This window comes from Rhodothermus marinus (assembly GCF_009936275.1).
GTDB lineage: Bacteria > Bacteroidota > Rhodothermia > Rhodothermales > Rhodothermaceae > Rhodothermus > Rhodothermus marinus_A.
In genome coordinates this window covers 456,860-470,652 of record NZ_AP019797.1, presented here as the reverse complement: position 1 = coordinate 470,652, position 13,793 = coordinate 456,860, and the positions used below count along the sequence as shown (strand labels likewise).

Sequence of the window (13,793 nt, the reverse complement as noted above, 5' to 3'; positions counted from 1 at the left end):
GCCGGAAAATACAAGCAGGACTCAGGCGGCCGAGCGGGCCTGCTCCATAAACTGCAGCTCGTAGAGCTTCCGGTAGAGGCCGTCGCGGGCCAGCAACTCCTGATGGGTGCCGCGCTCGCGGATTTCGCCCCGGTGCATCACCAGAATCTGATCGGCGTGCTGGATGGTCGAGAGTCGGTGCGCAATGATGATGGCCGTACGCCCGCGCAGCAGCGTCTCCATGGCCCGCTGGATGAGCTGCTCCGTCTCGGTATCGACGCTGGAAGTCGCCTCGTCGAGCACGAGTACCTCGGGATCGTAGACGAGCGCGCGCACAAACGACAGGAGCTGGCGCTGGCCGTGCGAAAGCGTCAACCCGCGCTCCCGTACGTCCTGGAAGTAACCGTTCGGCAGGCGTTCAATGAAGCGATCGGCCCCGATCAGGCGGGCGGCTTCCTGCACCTTTTCGAAAGGAATGGACGGATCGCCCAGCGTGATGTTGTCGAGCACCGTCCCGGAGAAAAGAAACACGTCCTGCAGCACCAGGCCGATGTGGCGACGCAGGTCGCGCAGGGCGTAGTCGCGCACGTCGTGGCCGTCCACCAGAATCTGGCCGCGCTGCACGTCATAGAAGCGCAGCAGCAGGTTGATGATCGTGGTCTTGCCGGCACCGGTGGCCCCCACGATCGCCAGGTGCTGGCCGGGCTCGACGGTGAACGAGACGTCGCGCAGTACCCAGTTGGGCTCCTGGCCGTCGGTCGGCAGCTCGTCGTAGGTGAACCAGACGTTGCGGAATTCGATGTGGCCGCGCAGGCGTTCGACGCGCACGGGACGGGCCGGCTCGGGCAGCGCCGTGTCCTGGTCGAGCAATCCGAAGATGCGCTCGGCCCCGGCCATGGCACTCTGCAGCATGTTGTACTGGTCCGACAGGTTGCGGATCGGCTCGAAGAACTGGCGCACGTACTGAATGAACGCGATCAGCACACCGAGCGTCAGTGTGCCTTCAAGCGCCCGCAGGCCCCCCACCCAGAGCACCAGCCCCAGCGCCGTGTCGGAGACCAGTTGCACGGCTGGCCAGAAGAGCGCAAAGTAGAAGACCGTCTTGATCTGGGCCTGGCGATGCGCGTCGTTGATCTCGCGGAAGCGGCGCAGCTCCTCGGCCTCGCGATTGAAGAGTTGCACGATCTTCATGCCGCCGATGTGCTCCTGCAGGAAGGCGTTCAGCCGGGCGATCTGACGCCGCGTCTCGCGGTACTGCTCCCGCACCTTGCGCCGGAACCAGGCCACGGCCGCCATCATGAGCGGCATGACCGCAAGCGTCACGAGCGCCAGCCGCCATTCCAGCATGAACATGAAGGAAGCGATGAAGACGATCCGGAACAGGTCGCCCAGAATGCGCACCACGCCGGCCGAGAGCATGTCGCTGAGCGACTCGACGTCGTTGGTGACGCGCGTGATGAGTCGCCCGACGGGCGTCCGGTCGAAGAACCGCAGCGACTGGCGCTGAATGTGACGATAGACCTTCGTGCGAATGTCGTAGATCGCCCGCTGGCCGATCCATTGCGTCAGGTAGTCGTTCACGAACGACAGCGCCGCTTCCACGACGAGCACGCCCACAAGCAACAGGATGATCTGCTGCAGGCCGCTCCAGTCGCCTTCGACGATATGGCGGTCGATGGCCACCTGCACCAGTTTGGGCCGGAGCGGTCCCAGAAACGCCTCGGCCATGACCGTGCAGAAGGCCAGCGCCACCCAGCCCCGGTAGGGCCACAGGTAGCCGGCCAGGCGCCACAGCAGCCGTCGGTCCAGTCCCGGCGCCTCGTCGCGTGTCGTTTTATCGCTCACGGTCGTCTGCCATGTTGGCCGTTGCCTGCAGGGCCGCCCGCCGCGGCGCGTGCGGCGGCAGCACGTAGCGCTTCAATTCCTCGGCCGCTTCGGTGTTCGGGAAGACGGCGCGGGCCTCGGCCACCAGCGGCGCCGGGTCTTCGTAGCGGGCACTGAAGTGCCCGAGCAGCAGCCGTCGCGCCCCGGCCGCCCGGGCCAGTTCGGCCGCTTCGCGGGCGGTGGCATGGCCGCGTTCGACGGCCAGCGCATGGTGCACTTCGCCGAAGGTCGCCTCGTGGTAGAGCAGGTCCACCCCTTTGGCCAGCAGGCGGCCGTTCTCGCAGGGACGCGTGTCGGTCAGGTAGGCGAACGTACGCCCCGGGATGGGCGGCCCGAGCACCTCCTCGGGGCGCACCCACCGATCGCCCACCCGCACCGGACGCCCTTCTTTGAGCGCTCGGTACTGTTCGGGTTCGGTCACCCCGAGCGCCCGTGCCCGCTCCACATGCAGACGCCCCGGCCGCGTGCGCTCCTCGAACCGATACCCCACCGTGAACACCCGGTGCTCCACCGGCCGCGCCGTCACCACGTAGTCGGCTGTCTCGAACACCACCGCGTGTTCGAATCCCTCCGCCAGCTCCACGTAGCGAATCGGGAAGCCCCGCTCCGCCTCCGACAGCCCGGGCATCGACTCGATCAGGCGTCCGATTCCCTCCGGTCCCACGACCACCAGCGGTTCGGTGCGGTTCAGCATCGCCAGCGTCGCCAGCAGGCCGAACAGCCCGAAGAAGTGGTCCCCGTGAAAATGCGTGATGAAGATGGCCTCCAGGCGCGGGGCCTTGAGCTCGGCCGCCAGCAATCGGTACTGGGTGCCCTCGCCGCAGTCGAACAGCAGCAGCCGGCCGGCCCGCCAGAGCGCCACCGACGACAGATGCCGCGTGCGGGTAGGAACGGCCGAAGCGGTCCCCAGCGGAATGACAAACAGCTCCACGATCGCGCTACAGTTGTTTCAGCTCCTCCTCCAGCAACTGCTGCCGGTACAGGCGGGCGTAGAGACCGTCCTGTTTGAGCAGCTCGGCGTGCGTCCCGCGCTCGACGATCCGGCCTTCGTCGAGCACCAGGATCAGATCGGCCTCCTGCACGGCCGAAATGCGATGGCTGACGATGACCACCGTCCGCTTGCCGTAGTGCCGACGCAGCTGGCGCAGAATGCGTCGCTCCGTCTCAGTATCGACGGCCGAGAGCGCATCGTCCAGAATGAGAATACGGGGCCGCCGGATGAGCGCCCGGGCGATCGCCGTGCGCTGCTTCTGTCCGCCCGAGAGCGTGATGCCGCGCTCCCCGACGAACGTCTCGAAGCCGTGCGGGAAGTGCCGCACGTTCTCCAGCAGATCGGCCTCGCAGGCGGCTTCTTCGATGCGGGCCAGGTCGGCCTCCAGTTCGCCAAAGGCGATGTTGGCCGCCACCGTGTCGCTGAAGAGAAACACGTCCTGGGGCGCGTAGCCGATGGCGCGGCGCAGCACGGCCAGCGGGATGCGCCGCACGTCGTGCCCGTCGATCTCCACCACGCCACGCACCGGCTCAATGAGCCGGGGAATCAGTTCGACCAGCGTGGTCTTGCCCGCTCCGGTGCGTCCCACGATACCCAGCACGCCGCCGGCCGGCAGGTCGAAGCTGATGTCTTCGAGCACCCAGGGGCCGTCTTCCTCGTAACGGAAGTACACGTTTTTGAACGTGATCCGCCCTTCGATCTGCCGGATCGAATCGTCTGTCCAGGCCGGATCGTCCCGGATTTCCGGCTCGGTATCAAAGATCTCGACGAGCCGATTCATCGAGGCCGACGCCCGCTGAATCATCGACAGGACAAAGCCCACCGACGCCACCGGCCAGGTCATGAGCGCCACGTAGATGATGAACTCGGCGATGTTACCGATCGTGATGGCGCCGGCCATGGCCAGCTGGCCGCCTTTCCAGACGACCAGGATCGTCGAAAGTCCTGTCAGCAGCAGAAAAATCGGCGACCAGAAGGCATCGACGCGGGCCAGGTCGAGCATGCGGCGACGGTAGGCCTCGCTTTCGGCGTCGAAGGCGCGGGCTTCGGCCTCCTCACGCGTGTAGGCCTTCAGCACGCGGATGCCGTTGAGCGCTTCCTGCACCCGGCTGGTCAGGCGCGCATACTGGGCCTGCAATGCATCGCTTCGCTGATGGACCAGGTGCGCCACCCAGAAGACGCCTACCGCCAGCAGCGGCATGGGCAGCAGCGTGTAGAGCGTCAGCTCCGGCGAGATCAGCAGCATGGCGGTAATGGCGGCCACCATGAGCACCACGGCCCGCGTGGCGTACATGATGGCCGGTCCCACGTAGCGCCGTACCTGCTCGATGTCGCTGGTCGCGCGCGTGAGCACGTCGCCCGTAGGAAACTTCCGGTAGAAGCTCGGCGGCAGCCGCTGCAGGTGTTCGTAGAGCGCGTTACGCAGGTCGAACTCGATGTGGCGCGAGGCCACCACGAGCGTCCGGCGCATCAGAAACGTGAACAGCCCGCTGAGCAGGCTCAGTCCCAGAATGACGCCGCCGTAGAAGAGCAGGCCCGTCAGCGCATAGGCGTAGAAGAACGGCTGGGCTTCGGTACCCTCGACGGCCCGATAGTAGGCCACGAAGCGGGGCACGCTATCGACGGCCTGGCGGACGACGCCCGGCGCGAGCATCGCGAACAGCGCCGACGCGATGGCGCAGAGCAAGCCGGGGCCAAACAGCCGCCGGTACTTCCAGAAGTACGGATTCAGCCGGGCGAGCGTCCCCATACGCCAACCAGTCCACAGCAGCAGCCCGTCTCGAACGCCCGAGCCGGCCCGGCTGATCCGGTCGGTTCAGAGCGCCCCGCGCCGCCGCAGATCGCGAATCACCACGAGCACGTAAAGCACCAGCGCCACCATCAGCAGCGGCACGCCCAGAAAGATCCCGAGGCCCACGCTCCAGGCGGCAAAGCCGCTGAGCAGGAAAATCAGCAGACAGCTCAGGCCGACGATGGCCAGCACGACGGCCGTACGCAGCAGACGATCGACAGAAGCAGCAGCGTTCATGGCATTTCGCGGGATGAGTGTACGGGAGCAGCCGAAAGCAGGCGCGTCCGCTCGGGCGGCGTCGGATGCGGCGGACCGTGACAGCTTGTGCAGGCTACCCGATCGGCCTGCAGCTCGGTCATCAGCGCACCATGCGACGGTACGCGCTGAAACGCATCGGTCTCGCCGTGACAGTTCAGGCAGTTGATGTTGGGATAGGATCCGCTGTACTGGATTGGCTCGTCCCAGCTCCGGGTCACATAGAGCAACCAGTGCCGAAAGCCGTCCCGCTTGGCCTCGAACGAGCCATGCAGGCCGTAGGTCGTGTGGCAGGCGTAGCACTGGTTTTCCGGAATCCACTTGTTGCGATAGTGCCGGGCGGCCAGCGTAGCGCTGTGCGGATCCTGCAGGTCGCGCACGAACGGCTCCATCACATGGCACGAATTGCAGGAGGCGACCGTCTTCGTCTCTTCGAAGACGAACTCGACGGCCCCCATCAGCGCCAGGGCCGGCAGCGCAAAGAGCCCCAGTAGCATGGCCCAGTGGTAGAAGGTGCGGGGCAGTCGGTCGCGCAGCAGCCAGTGGCTCACCACCAGCCAGCCGATGCCCAGCAGCGCGGCCACAATGCCGATGATCCGAAACAGTTCGGCCGACGTGATACCGGGCGTTTCACCCTCGGCGGCCCAGGCCAGTCCGGGCCAGCCGACCACCAGTACCCGCAGCAGGATGCGTTGTAGACGGTTCATAGGAATAACCGACGTTTCAGGCCGCAGAAGAGGCCGGACGAATACGCACGGCGCTCTCCTTAAAGGCCGGTTCTTTGGAAATCGGATCGACGGTATTGTTCACCACCCGATTGACCAACGCCTCGGGCGAATGGAAAGGCGCAAAAACAACCCCCGGCGTGATGTCGGTGCTCACCCGCGCCTTCAGCACGGCACGCCCGCGTCGGCTCTCGACCAGCACGGGCTCGCCGTCACGGATGCCGTAGCGATGGGCATCGCGGGGATGCACTACCAGAAAGTCGGTGGTGATGTCTTCCAGCTCCTCGAGTTTGCCGGTGATCGTCAGTGTGTGCCAGTGCTCGTAGACGCGCCCGGTCACCAGCGTGAGCGGGTATTCGTCCGAGCGCGGATCGCTGGACGGCTGCTGATGCTCCAGATAGACGACCGCCCGTCCGTCGGGCCGCCCGTAGAAGTCGAAGCGGCCGGTGCCTTTTGCCATGGGGTCCTCACCCGGCACGTAGCGCCGGCAGGTGCCCGGATGGTCCTCTGTCGGGGCCGGCCAGAGAACCCCCCGCTCTTTTTTCAGCCGCTCGTAGGTGATGCCGGCGAAGTTGTAGGGCGAATGCGCCGAAATCTGCCGCCACTCGTCCCAGACCTCCTCCGGCGTGCGTGCCTTGATCAGGTCGCCGTAGCCCAGGCGATCGGCCAGTTCGACCAGAATCTCCAGGTCCGAGCGCGCCTCGCCCGGCGGCTCGACCAGTTTGGGCACCAGATGGTAGCGTCGCTCCGACTGACTGAAGACGCCGCCTTTTTCGACCCACATGGCCGACGGTAGAAAGACGTCGGCAAACTGAGCCGTCTCGGTGGGATAGATGGCGTCGGCCACCACCAGGAAGGTCCGCTGCATGGCCTCGCGGTAGCGCTCGGCGTGCGGGAGCGACTGGGCCGGATTGGTCCCCATGATGAGTACACACTTCAGATCGCCCCGCGCCATGGCTTCGAACATGGCCACGGCGTGATAGCCGGGCTTCGGGCTGATGCGGCCACGCGGCACGCCCCAGAGGTCCTCCATCTCGGCCCGATGTTGCGGATTGGCCACCACGCGGCCGTTGGGCAACGCGTGGGCCAGCGCGCCCGTGTCGCGCACGCCGCCGCCGGCGTTCGGCTGCCCCGTCAGCGAAAACGGCGTGGCACCCGGCCGCCCGATATGCCCGGTGAGCAGGTGCATGGCGTTGACCAGCCGGTTGGCCGCCGTGCCCTGCGCCTGCTGGTTGAGCCCCATCGTCCAGATCGACATGGTTGCCTCGGAGGCGGCAAACAGATAGGCCACCTCTTCGATCTGCCGGGCATCCACCCCACAGACAGGCGCTACCCGCTCCGGCGTGTACTGCGCCACGTGCCGCTTCAGGTCCTCGAACGTGCGCTCGGCGTCGCCTTCCCGGAACGTCAGGTAATTTTCGACCATGTCCTGGTCGATGAAGCCGTTCCGGATGAACTCGTAGATCATGGCATTGTAGAGCGCCACGTCGGTGCCCGGCCGGATGGCCAGATGGTAATCGGCATGGCGCGCCGTGCGCGTGCGCCGCGGATCGACCACGATGATCACCGTCTCGGGCCGACTCCGCTTGCGGTCCATGATGCGTTCCCAGACGATGGGATGGCAGTCGGCCGTGTTGGAGCCCGTGATGAAGAAGCACGTGGCATAATCGATGTCCTCGTAGCAACCCATCGGCTCGTCTTTTCCGAAAACCGAGATGTATCCGGCCGCCGCCGAAGCCATGCACAGCCGCGGGTTGCCGTCCACGTTGTTCGTGCCGATGCCGGCCTTGAAGAGCTTGTTGGCCGTGTAGCTTTCTTCGGTAAAGAGCTGGCCGCTGCCGTAGAAAGCCACGCTGTCGGGCCCGTAGCGATCGATGGCCTCCCGGAAGCGTTCGGCCACCAACGACATGGCCTCGTCCCAAGAAGCCCGCTCCAGCCGCCCGTTGCGGCGGATCATCGGGTACAGCGCCCGATCGCGGACGTAGAGAATTTCGCGATTCAGCACCCCTTTGATGCAGATCCGCCCCCGGTTGTGCGCGTACTCGTCGCCTTTGACGTCGACCACCTTGCCATCCCGCACACCGATCATGATGCCACAACCGGTGCCGCAGAACCGGCAGACCCCTTTGTGCCAGCTATCGACCGGAATGGCCGGCTCGCGACGCCAGAAGCCCTCACATCCGGAAATGGGACCGGTCAGGATCAGCCCGCCGGCCAACGCGCTGAGCCGCTGCAGCAGCTCGCGACGGGTCAGTTTTCCACTTTCCATAGAAAAGGACAGGTTCATCTTGAAAACCTGTCCTCAAGATAGGATTTCTCTCGGCACAAGCGCAAAAATAAGACAAAATAGTATTCAATATTTCATTGAGCATTTTCGCATTCGAATACAAAAATTTCCGGCGGCAGGCCCTGGCGCAGCAGCCGGGCGGTCAGCCGGAGCAGGCGTTGCTGCTCGGGCCAGGGCAGACGGGCGACGGCCTCCTCTTCGTCGAGCCAGGCGAAGGCGTCGTGTTCGTCGTTGAGCACGGGATCGTCGGTCAGCTCGGCGGCAAAAGCCGGAATCAGATTGACGCGATCGTGCTGCCACTCGTAGAAGGCGTTGAGCGAGGGGACCACCCAGAGCCGACGCGGCTGCTGGCCGGTTTCCTCTTCGATCTCACGCAGCGCGGTCTGCCAGGCCGCTTCGCCGCGCCGGATCTTCCCGCCGATCATGCGCCACTGACCGGCGTAGCTGACGCCCGGCGCCCGTCGCAGCAGCAGAAACCGCGGTCGGCCTTCTTCCAGCCGATACGCGTACACATCGACCACCCGTACGACCGTCTCGACCATGCGTCCGTCAGGTTTTTCCAGAAACTCGCCACAGAACCGTGACAACTCGCGCGCCATGGCTTCCGTTATGCAACCCAGAACCGTCTCACCAAACACAGGAATGCCATGAACAAGATTCGCGCCATGGTGCTCGGCCTGCTCGTGTGGGCCGCGCCGACCGCGCTGGCCCAGTCGCAACCGGACCTGAACGCGGTGGCACAGCGGATGGCCGAGCGGCTGCAGCTCTCCGAGGCGACCGCGCAGGCGCTCCGCGAGGCCTTCGCGCGTCACGCCGACCGCTACGAGCAGGGCGGCTTCTTCTGGTACGTGGCCGCCGAGCTGCAACGCCGACTCAACGACGAACAGCGCGCAGAGTTCTGGGAAGAACCGTTGCGCGCCGAGCGGGAACGCCCGGCCCGGCGGAGATGGCGGGAGCGTCAGGATCGACCGGACCGCCGGATGCGCCGCGAACGGCTGCACCGCCGGGATGATCGGCCTCCGGCCCGTCGGGCCGCCTGGATGGTCGCCCGGGGCGCACGGCTGGCCGACTACCTGAACCTGACCGAAGCACAGCGCGATTCGCTGGCCGTGCTCCGGCGCCGCCAGGGCGATGCCATGCGCGAACTGCTCCGCCAGCGGCGCGAAGGCACGCTTTCGGCCGAAGCGTTCCGGGAACAGGCCCGGCAACTCCGCGAGCAGTACCGCGCCCGCTTCCGCCAGCTGCTAACGCCGGAGCAGCAGGAGCGGCTGGACCGACTGGAGGCCATGCCGGAAAACAGTCGGAAGGCCATGCTGGAAGTGCTTCGCCTCACCGACGCGCAGCAGCAACAACTGGCCGCGCTGGCGCTGCAGCCGGGCCCCGACCGCAGGGCGCTGAGCGAAATCCTGACCCCTGAGCAGCAGGAGATCGTCCGCCTACACCACCGGCTGGTCCGGGCCTGGCAGGCTGTGCAGCGAAATGATGGATGACGCTTCGTCTGTCTAAAAAAAACCCGCCGTCGGCCGACGGCGGGTTTTTTTTAGAACCGCATAGGGCGGATGTCTTCACGTCCCAGCGTGATCTCCGCCACGGTCTCCCCTTCTCCGCCGATAAACTCCACTTCGTAGCCTTCGCCCTTACCGTAGACGTGCACGACGGTCCCCACGTCCCCTGCTTCAAGCCCATGCCCGGGGAGGTCCTGCACCAGTACTACACGGTCCAGCTCGCACATCATCATACGATACGCTTCACTCCTTCGGGCGGCGATGCGAAAGCAGCCAGGGCATGAGTGCAAACTCGGCGTAGGCCGGATCCCACGCGTTGTGTCCGACGCCTTCGTACTCGGTGTACTGCACGTCGGCGCCCAGTTCGCGCAGCACCTCCACCATGCGGCGGGAGGCCTCGACCGGCACAACCGGATCGTCGGCCCCGTGGAATACCCAGATGGGCAGGTGCTTGATGCGTTCGGCCACCTTGCGGTACGGATCTTCGGCCGACTGGATTTCCATCTGGCCCGGTGGAAGCTCCCCGAAAAATCCTCGGGCCGTCTCCGGAAACACAATAAACCCGCAGATGGGCACGATGGCCGCGAAGCGATCCGGCCAGTGATAGGCGACGTACCAGGTGCCGTGACCGCCCATCGACAGCCCCGTCAGATAGACCCGCTCGGGATCAACCGAATAGGTGGCCATCACCTCGTCCAGCGCCGCCATGGCCACCTCGGCCTGCTCGCCAAACCAGGCGCGTCCCGGCGGCACCTGCGGAAAGACCACAATGGCCGGAAAGCGTTCGACGTTCATCCGAATGGCCTGCCCGATCCCGACGGCCGTCGGCTTGAAGCCATCGGTACCTCGCTCGCCGGCCCCGTGCAGAAACAGAATCACAGGCCAGGTGCGCTCCGGCGTGTAATCGGGCGGCACAAAGACCTGATAGTGGTGCGTCTGTCCGTTGTACTCCAGCGTGCGCAGCAGAAAGCCGGTCTGCGTCGTGCAGCTGCAATCCTGCGCACGAGCCGGGGGCGCGACCAGGGCGATCAGGAGCAACAAGCTCAGCCCCCATAGCGTTGTGGAAGAGCTATGCATGGGTGTAGCAGGGTTTAGTGAAGACGAACATAAACGGTTAACGTGCAGAATAAGCGCTTCGACTCAGATTCGCAAGAGACCGAACGTTCCCCATGGACTACTACACGCTGGTCATTCTCGGTGCGCTGATCGGCTTTCTGGCGCTGGCGGCGTTGTTGCTGGTGCCGGTGTACCGGTTTCTGCAGCGTGAAGACGAAGCCGCCCGCCGCTTTACGGCCGAATACCTCCGACGTCAGCAGGCTGCGCGTCCGAACGGCGCCGACCACGACAAAGAAACGCCCGAGCCGCCTACTCGACCCTGATCAGGGGGGCCAGCTCCTCGAGCGTCTTCGGCCCGATACCCGGCACGGCCTCCAGCTCCTCAATGCGGCGGAAGGGGCCGTGGGTTTCACGGTATTCGATGATCCGACGGGCCAGGACCGGACCGATGCGCGGCAGGCGTTCCAGCTCTTCGGCCGTGGCCGTGTTGACGTTCAGTGGCTCGGGCTTGAGCACCTGCTGCATGCGCGCCGCCCCTTCCCGAAAGCGTGCGGCTTCCTCGGCCGTCGGCGGCGGCACCGGCTGCTGACGCTGCCACCAGCGATAGGCCAGCCCCGCCAGCAACAGCGCAAGCAATCCCAGCAGCACGCCCGCCTCGGTGCGCGTGAGCGAAAGGTTCGACAGCCAGCGTCGAAGCAGCTTCATGGCTGAATGGCAACAGGTTGTCTTTCAACGTAAAGATAAATCCGGACGTTGGCACGCATCGGTCGTTTTCTCGACACTTTCCGCGCAGGCGTGCGTTTCTGGATAAAGCCATCTGCCACGGCGCATGATCATCCGCACCGAAGCCATCGTCCTCCGCACGCTGCCCTACGGGGAGACGAGCCTGATCGCCTCGCTTTTCACGCGGGCGAAAGGGCGGCTTTCGGTCATGGCGAAAGGGGCGCGGCTGCCGGGCAGTCGGTTCGGCGGCACATTGCAGCCGCCTTCCTGCCTGCAGGTGGTCTTTTATTACCGCCCGACCCGCGAACTTCAGACGCTCAGCGAAAGCAGTTTTGCACAGTATCTGTCCGAGCTGGGTCGCAATCTGGAAAAACTGACACTGAGCCTGCGCATGGTGGAGCTGGTCCATGCGCTACTGCCGCCTGAGGAGCCTATGCCGGAGTTTTTTGAGACGTTCTGGCAGGTGCTGGCCCGGCTCGATGCAGCTCCGACCCGTGCCTGGAACCTGCTGCCGTGGTTTCAGCTCCGGCTGGCCGCCGCGCTGGGCTTTGCGCCCCGGATCGAACGCGCGCTCGTCGAACAGATCGGTCCGGAAGGCGGTGAGCTGGCGCTGGCCAGCGGACAGGTGCGTCCGCGTTCGGCCGACCCGGAGCCGACGCAACCGGCCTCGCGGGCGGCGCTGCGGGCCTTCGCCTTTCTGGCACGGACCGATCCCGACACGGCCCTGCGGCTACACCTGAACCCCTCCCATCGCCACGAACTGCTCCAGCTCACCGAAGCCTACCTGCACCACCACGTTCCCGAAGGCTTTCCCACGCGCAGCGGACGCGTGGCCGAGCGGCTGTTCGAGACGCTGCGGCCGGGATCCTGAGCGCGCACCCTGCAGTCGAAGTGCCGCTCCCGAACCAATCGCTCTGACCGGACCGGCAATGACCCACCTCCCGAGCTGGCGGAAGAACCTGCAGCGGCACAGCGGCTTCTGGCGCGACGGTTACTGGTACGATCTGCACCTGGAGCGCCGCATGCCGCTGGCCCTGGAGATGATCGACGAAATGGTGCTGGCGCTGCCACCTTTGCGCGAGGGCACGCGCGTGTGCGACCTGGCCTGCGGCACCGGCAACGCCGCCGCGGCCGTTGTCTCGGCCTACCCGCTCGTGCATCTGACCCTGATCGACCAGGACCCCGACCTGCTGGCCATCGCCTACGACAAGGTGGCCGACTACTGCCCGGATGCGGTCACAATTCAGGCCACGATCGTACCCGACGGCGAGCCGTTGCCCGGCGGCCCCTACGACGTCGTGCTCGCCTCGCTGGCCCTGCACGTGCTGGTAGGGCACGACTCGGAGCGCAGCGATCCGGCCGAGGTCGAAACCCGCTACGAACTGCTCCTGCAGGGCATCCGGGATACGCTCACGCCCGGCGGTCATCTGATCATCGGCGACCACGTAGGCGTGCTGCCCCTGTACCGCCACCTGAAGGCGCTCGAACGCACCGGGTTCGTCGATGTGGACTGCGCCTGGCGCGTGGACGACTTCTTCGTGATCGGCGGCCGCGTGCCCGACACGCCTTAACCCAGCAGGCGCTTCAGCTCTTCCGGATCCCGGTTGAGCAGGCCCTGCTTGCGGTAGTAGATCATCGTGGTTTCCAGCGTGCCGTGGCGCATGCGGCGCTGCACTTCTTCGATCGACATGCCCTGATTGAGCCAGATCAGCGCAGCCGTGTGCGTCAGGCTATGCGGCGTTACGCCGCGTCGCGTGATGCCGGCTGCCTCCAGGTGCTGCTTGATGCGGCTGCGCACCGAGCGGGTGTTGAGTCGCTGCCCCTCGGAGCGATGCCCGTGCGACACGAAAAGCGGCTCGCTCGGATGCAGCGGCACGCGCGTGTTCAGATAGGCCTGCAGCGCCTCGACCACGGGCGGATCCAGCGGCACCTGCTGGTCTTTGGCCGTATGCCCCTTGCCCTGCACGCGCAGGTACCAGCCCAGCAGCGTCTGGTCCAGGTCGCGCACGTCGGCCCGCACGATCTCCACCTCACTCAATCCCGCAAACAACATCATGTGCACGATGGCCCGATCGCGCAGGCCAATCTGCGAGGTATCCTGATCCAGCACGGCCAGCAGTTGTTCGATCTCCACACGCGTGAGCACCGAACGGGAATGGCTCGACGGTCGCCGATTGCCCTTGACCGTGCGGGCCGGATTTTCCGAAAGCAGCCCGATGTCCACCAGGTACTGGCAGAACCGGCGTAGCGCCGTCAGATAGGTGGAAACCGACACCTGATGCAGCTTCTTCTCACGCATCAGGTACTGCTTGTAGCGCTGCACATCGGCCACCCGAAAGCGAAACTGCCCTCGCTGCGTCGCAAACCAACGCTCGAATTCATGCAGCGCCCGCCGGTAGGTGCCGACCGTCTCCGGGCTTTTGTTTTTCAGATACTCCTGCTGAAAGTCCCGAAGGCGCCGTTGCAGCTCGTTCAGCGTCAGCTTCAATCCCACCTCGGCGCGCCCGTCCTTCGCCTCCCGTTCGGCCATGATCCGTTCCGCCTGGTTCGTAGGTGTCCGTAATAATACGGGACCTGGAGGCGAAGGTCAATAACG

At 65.5% G+C, this 13,793-nt stretch carries 15 protein-coding genes; 4 read left to right on the top strand and 11 right to left on the bottom strand.

Features of this window, described 5'->3' with window-relative positions:
* Nucleotides 1-21: 21 nt before the first annotated feature.
* The 7 genes from GYH26_RS02160 to GYH26_RS02130 form a co-directional block, all read right to left on the bottom strand.
* Nucleotides 22-1,824: an ABC transporter ATP-binding protein gene (locus GYH26_RS02160; protein WP_161540303.1), complete on the bottom strand. Its 1,803-nt coding sequence runs from the start codon at nt 1,822-1,824 to the stop codon at nt 22-24.
* Complete coding sequence (locus tag GYH26_RS02155; protein WP_161540302.1) at nt 1,814-2,794, bottom strand: ribonuclease Z; 981 nt, start codon at nt 2,792-2,794, stop codon at nt 1,814-1,816. Before GYH26_RS02155 ends, GYH26_RS02160 begins: the two co-directional genes overlap by 11 nt.
* A 7-nt stretch (nt 2,795-2,801) precedes the next feature.
* Nucleotides 2,802-4,604: an ABC transporter ATP-binding protein gene (locus GYH26_RS02150; protein WP_014066123.1), complete on the bottom strand. Its 1,803-nt coding sequence runs from the start codon at nt 4,602-4,604 to the stop codon at nt 2,802-2,804.
* Nucleotides 4,605-4,670: 66 nt separating this feature from the next.
* Nucleotides 4,671-4,883, bottom strand: coding sequence for a hypothetical protein (locus tag GYH26_RS02145; RefSeq protein ID WP_012842931.1), 213 nt, complete (start codon nt 4,881-4,883; stop codon nt 4,671-4,673).
* Complete coding sequence (locus GYH26_RS02140; RefSeq protein WP_012842930.1) at nt 4,880-5,608, bottom strand: NapC/NirT family cytochrome c; 729 nt, start codon at nt 5,606-5,608, stop codon at nt 4,880-4,882. Before GYH26_RS02140 ends, GYH26_RS02145 begins: the two co-directional genes overlap by 4 nt.
* Before the next feature lie 16 nt (nt 5,609-5,624).
* Nucleotides 5,625-7,895, bottom strand: coding sequence for a molybdopterin oxidoreductase family protein (locus GYH26_RS02135; protein WP_242006557.1), 2,271 nt, complete (start codon nt 7,893-7,895; stop codon nt 5,625-5,627).
* Between the two features lie 92 nt (nt 7,896-7,987).
* Nucleotides 7,988-8,512 carry an NUDIX hydrolase gene (locus GYH26_RS02130; protein ID WP_012842928.1) on the bottom strand — a complete coding sequence of 175 codons (525 nt, stop codon included), beginning with the start codon at nt 8,510-8,512 and terminating at the stop codon, nt 7,988-7,990.
* A 48-nt stretch (nt 8,513-8,560) separates the two neighbouring features.
* On the opposite strand from GYH26_RS02130, the gene GYH26_RS02125 reads away from it, so the two are divergent.
* Nucleotides 8,561-9,403: a Spy/CpxP family protein refolding chaperone gene (locus GYH26_RS02125; protein WP_161540300.1), complete on the top strand. Its 843-nt coding sequence runs from the start codon at nt 8,561-8,563 to the stop codon at nt 9,401-9,403.
* A 50-nt stretch (nt 9,404-9,453) separates the two neighbouring features.
* On the opposite strand, the gene GYH26_RS02120 is transcribed toward GYH26_RS02125, so the two are convergent.
* Both GYH26_RS02120 and GYH26_RS02115 read right to left on the bottom strand, forming a co-directional pair.
* Nucleotides 9,454-9,651, bottom strand: coding sequence for a DUF4926 domain-containing protein (locus GYH26_RS02120; protein WP_242006555.1), 198 nt, complete (start codon nt 9,649-9,651; stop codon nt 9,454-9,456).
* 10 nt (nt 9,652-9,661) lie between these two features.
* Entirely contained in the window at nt 9,662-10,495 is an 834-nt protein-coding gene (locus tag GYH26_RS02115) for a prolyl oligopeptidase family serine peptidase (RefSeq protein WP_161540299.1), read from the bottom strand.
* A gap of 92 nt (nt 10,496-10,587) precedes the next feature.
* Between GYH26_RS02115 and GYH26_RS02110 the strand changes: the two genes are divergently transcribed.
* The gene (locus GYH26_RS02110; protein WP_161540298.1) at nt 10,588-10,797 is read left to right on the top strand and encodes a hypothetical protein; all 210 of its coding nucleotides are present in this window, start codon (nt 10,588-10,590) and stop codon (nt 10,795-10,797) included.
* Here the strand turns inward: GYH26_RS02110 and GYH26_RS02105 are convergent.
* Nucleotides 10,784-11,179 carry a ComEA family DNA-binding protein gene (locus GYH26_RS02105; protein ID WP_161540297.1) on the bottom strand — a complete coding sequence of 132 codons (396 nt, stop codon included), beginning with the start codon at nt 11,177-11,179 and terminating at the stop codon, nt 10,784-10,786. The two genes, GYH26_RS02110 and GYH26_RS02105, sit on opposite strands and share 14 nt — an antisense overlap.
* 124 nt (nt 11,180-11,303) lie before the next feature.
* Here GYH26_RS02105 and recO point away from each other — a divergent pair, with 124 nt between their 5' ends.
* The gene (recO, locus tag GYH26_RS02100; RefSeq protein ID WP_161540296.1) at nt 11,304-12,068 is read left to right on the top strand and encodes a DNA repair protein RecO; all 765 of its coding nucleotides are present in this window, start codon (nt 11,304-11,306) and stop codon (nt 12,066-12,068) included.
* Between the two features lie 58 nt (nt 12,069-12,126).
* Nucleotides 12,127-12,768, top strand: a complete 642-nt coding sequence (locus tag GYH26_RS02095; RefSeq protein WP_161540295.1) for a class I SAM-dependent methyltransferase — start codon at nt 12,127-12,129, stop codon at nt 12,766-12,768.
* On the opposite strand, the gene GYH26_RS02090 is transcribed toward GYH26_RS02095, so the two are convergent.
* Complete coding sequence (locus GYH26_RS02090) at nt 12,765-13,727, bottom strand: tyrosine-type recombinase/integrase (RefSeq protein WP_161540294.1); 963 nt, start codon at nt 13,725-13,727, stop codon at nt 12,765-12,767. The two genes, GYH26_RS02095 and GYH26_RS02090, sit on opposite strands and share 4 nt — an antisense overlap.
* Between the last annotated feature and the right edge of the window lie 66 nt (nt 13,728-13,793).

Bases quoted from the DNA above. Each gene is read 5' to 3' on its own strand.
- GYH26_RS02150 (WP_014066123.1), bottom strand. From the start codon at position 4,604: ATGGGGACGCTCGCCCGGCTGAATCCGTACTTCTGGAAGTACCGGCGG.
- GYH26_RS02145 (WP_012842931.1), bottom strand. From the start codon at position 4,883: ATGAACGCTGCTGCTTCTGTCGATCGTCTGCTGCGTACGGCCGTCGTG.
- GYH26_RS02140 (WP_012842930.1), bottom strand. From the start codon at position 5,608: ATGAACCGTCTACAACGCATCCTGCTGCGGGTACTGGTGGTCGGCTGG.
- GYH26_RS02135 (WP_242006557.1), bottom strand. From the start codon at position 7,895: ATGGAAAGTGGAAAACTGACCCGTCGCGAGCTGCTGCAGCGGCTCAGC.
- GYH26_RS02130 (WP_012842928.1), bottom strand. From the start codon at position 8,512: ATGGCGCGCGAGTTGTCACGGTTCTGTGGCGAGTTTCTGGAAAAACCT.
- GYH26_RS02125 (WP_161540300.1), top strand. From the start codon at position 8,561: ATGAACAAGATTCGCGCCATGGTGCTCGGCCTGCTCGTGTGGGCCGCG.
- GYH26_RS02120 (WP_242006555.1), bottom strand. From the start codon at position 9,651: ATGATGATGTGCGAGCTGGACCGTGTAGTACTGGTGCAGGACCTCCCC.
- GYH26_RS02115 (WP_161540299.1), bottom strand. From the start codon at position 10,495: ATGCATAGCTCTTCCACAACGCTATGGGGGCTGAGCTTGTTGCTCCTG.
- GYH26_RS02110 (WP_161540298.1), top strand. From the start codon at position 10,588: ATGGACTACTACACGCTGGTCATTCTCGGTGCGCTGATCGGCTTTCTG.
- GYH26_RS02105 (WP_161540297.1), bottom strand. From the start codon at position 11,179: ATGAAGCTGCTTCGACGCTGGCTGTCGAACCTTTCGCTCACGCGCACC.
- recO (WP_161540296.1), top strand. From the start codon at position 11,304: ATGATCATCCGCACCGAAGCCATCGTCCTCCGCACGCTGCCCTACGGG.
- GYH26_RS02095 (WP_161540295.1), top strand. From the start codon at position 12,127: ATGACCCACCTCCCGAGCTGGCGGAAGAACCTGCAGCGGCACAGCGGC.
- GYH26_RS02090 (WP_161540294.1), bottom strand. From the start codon at position 13,727: ATGGCCGAACGGGAGGCGAAGGACGGGCGCGCCGAGGTGGGATTGAAG.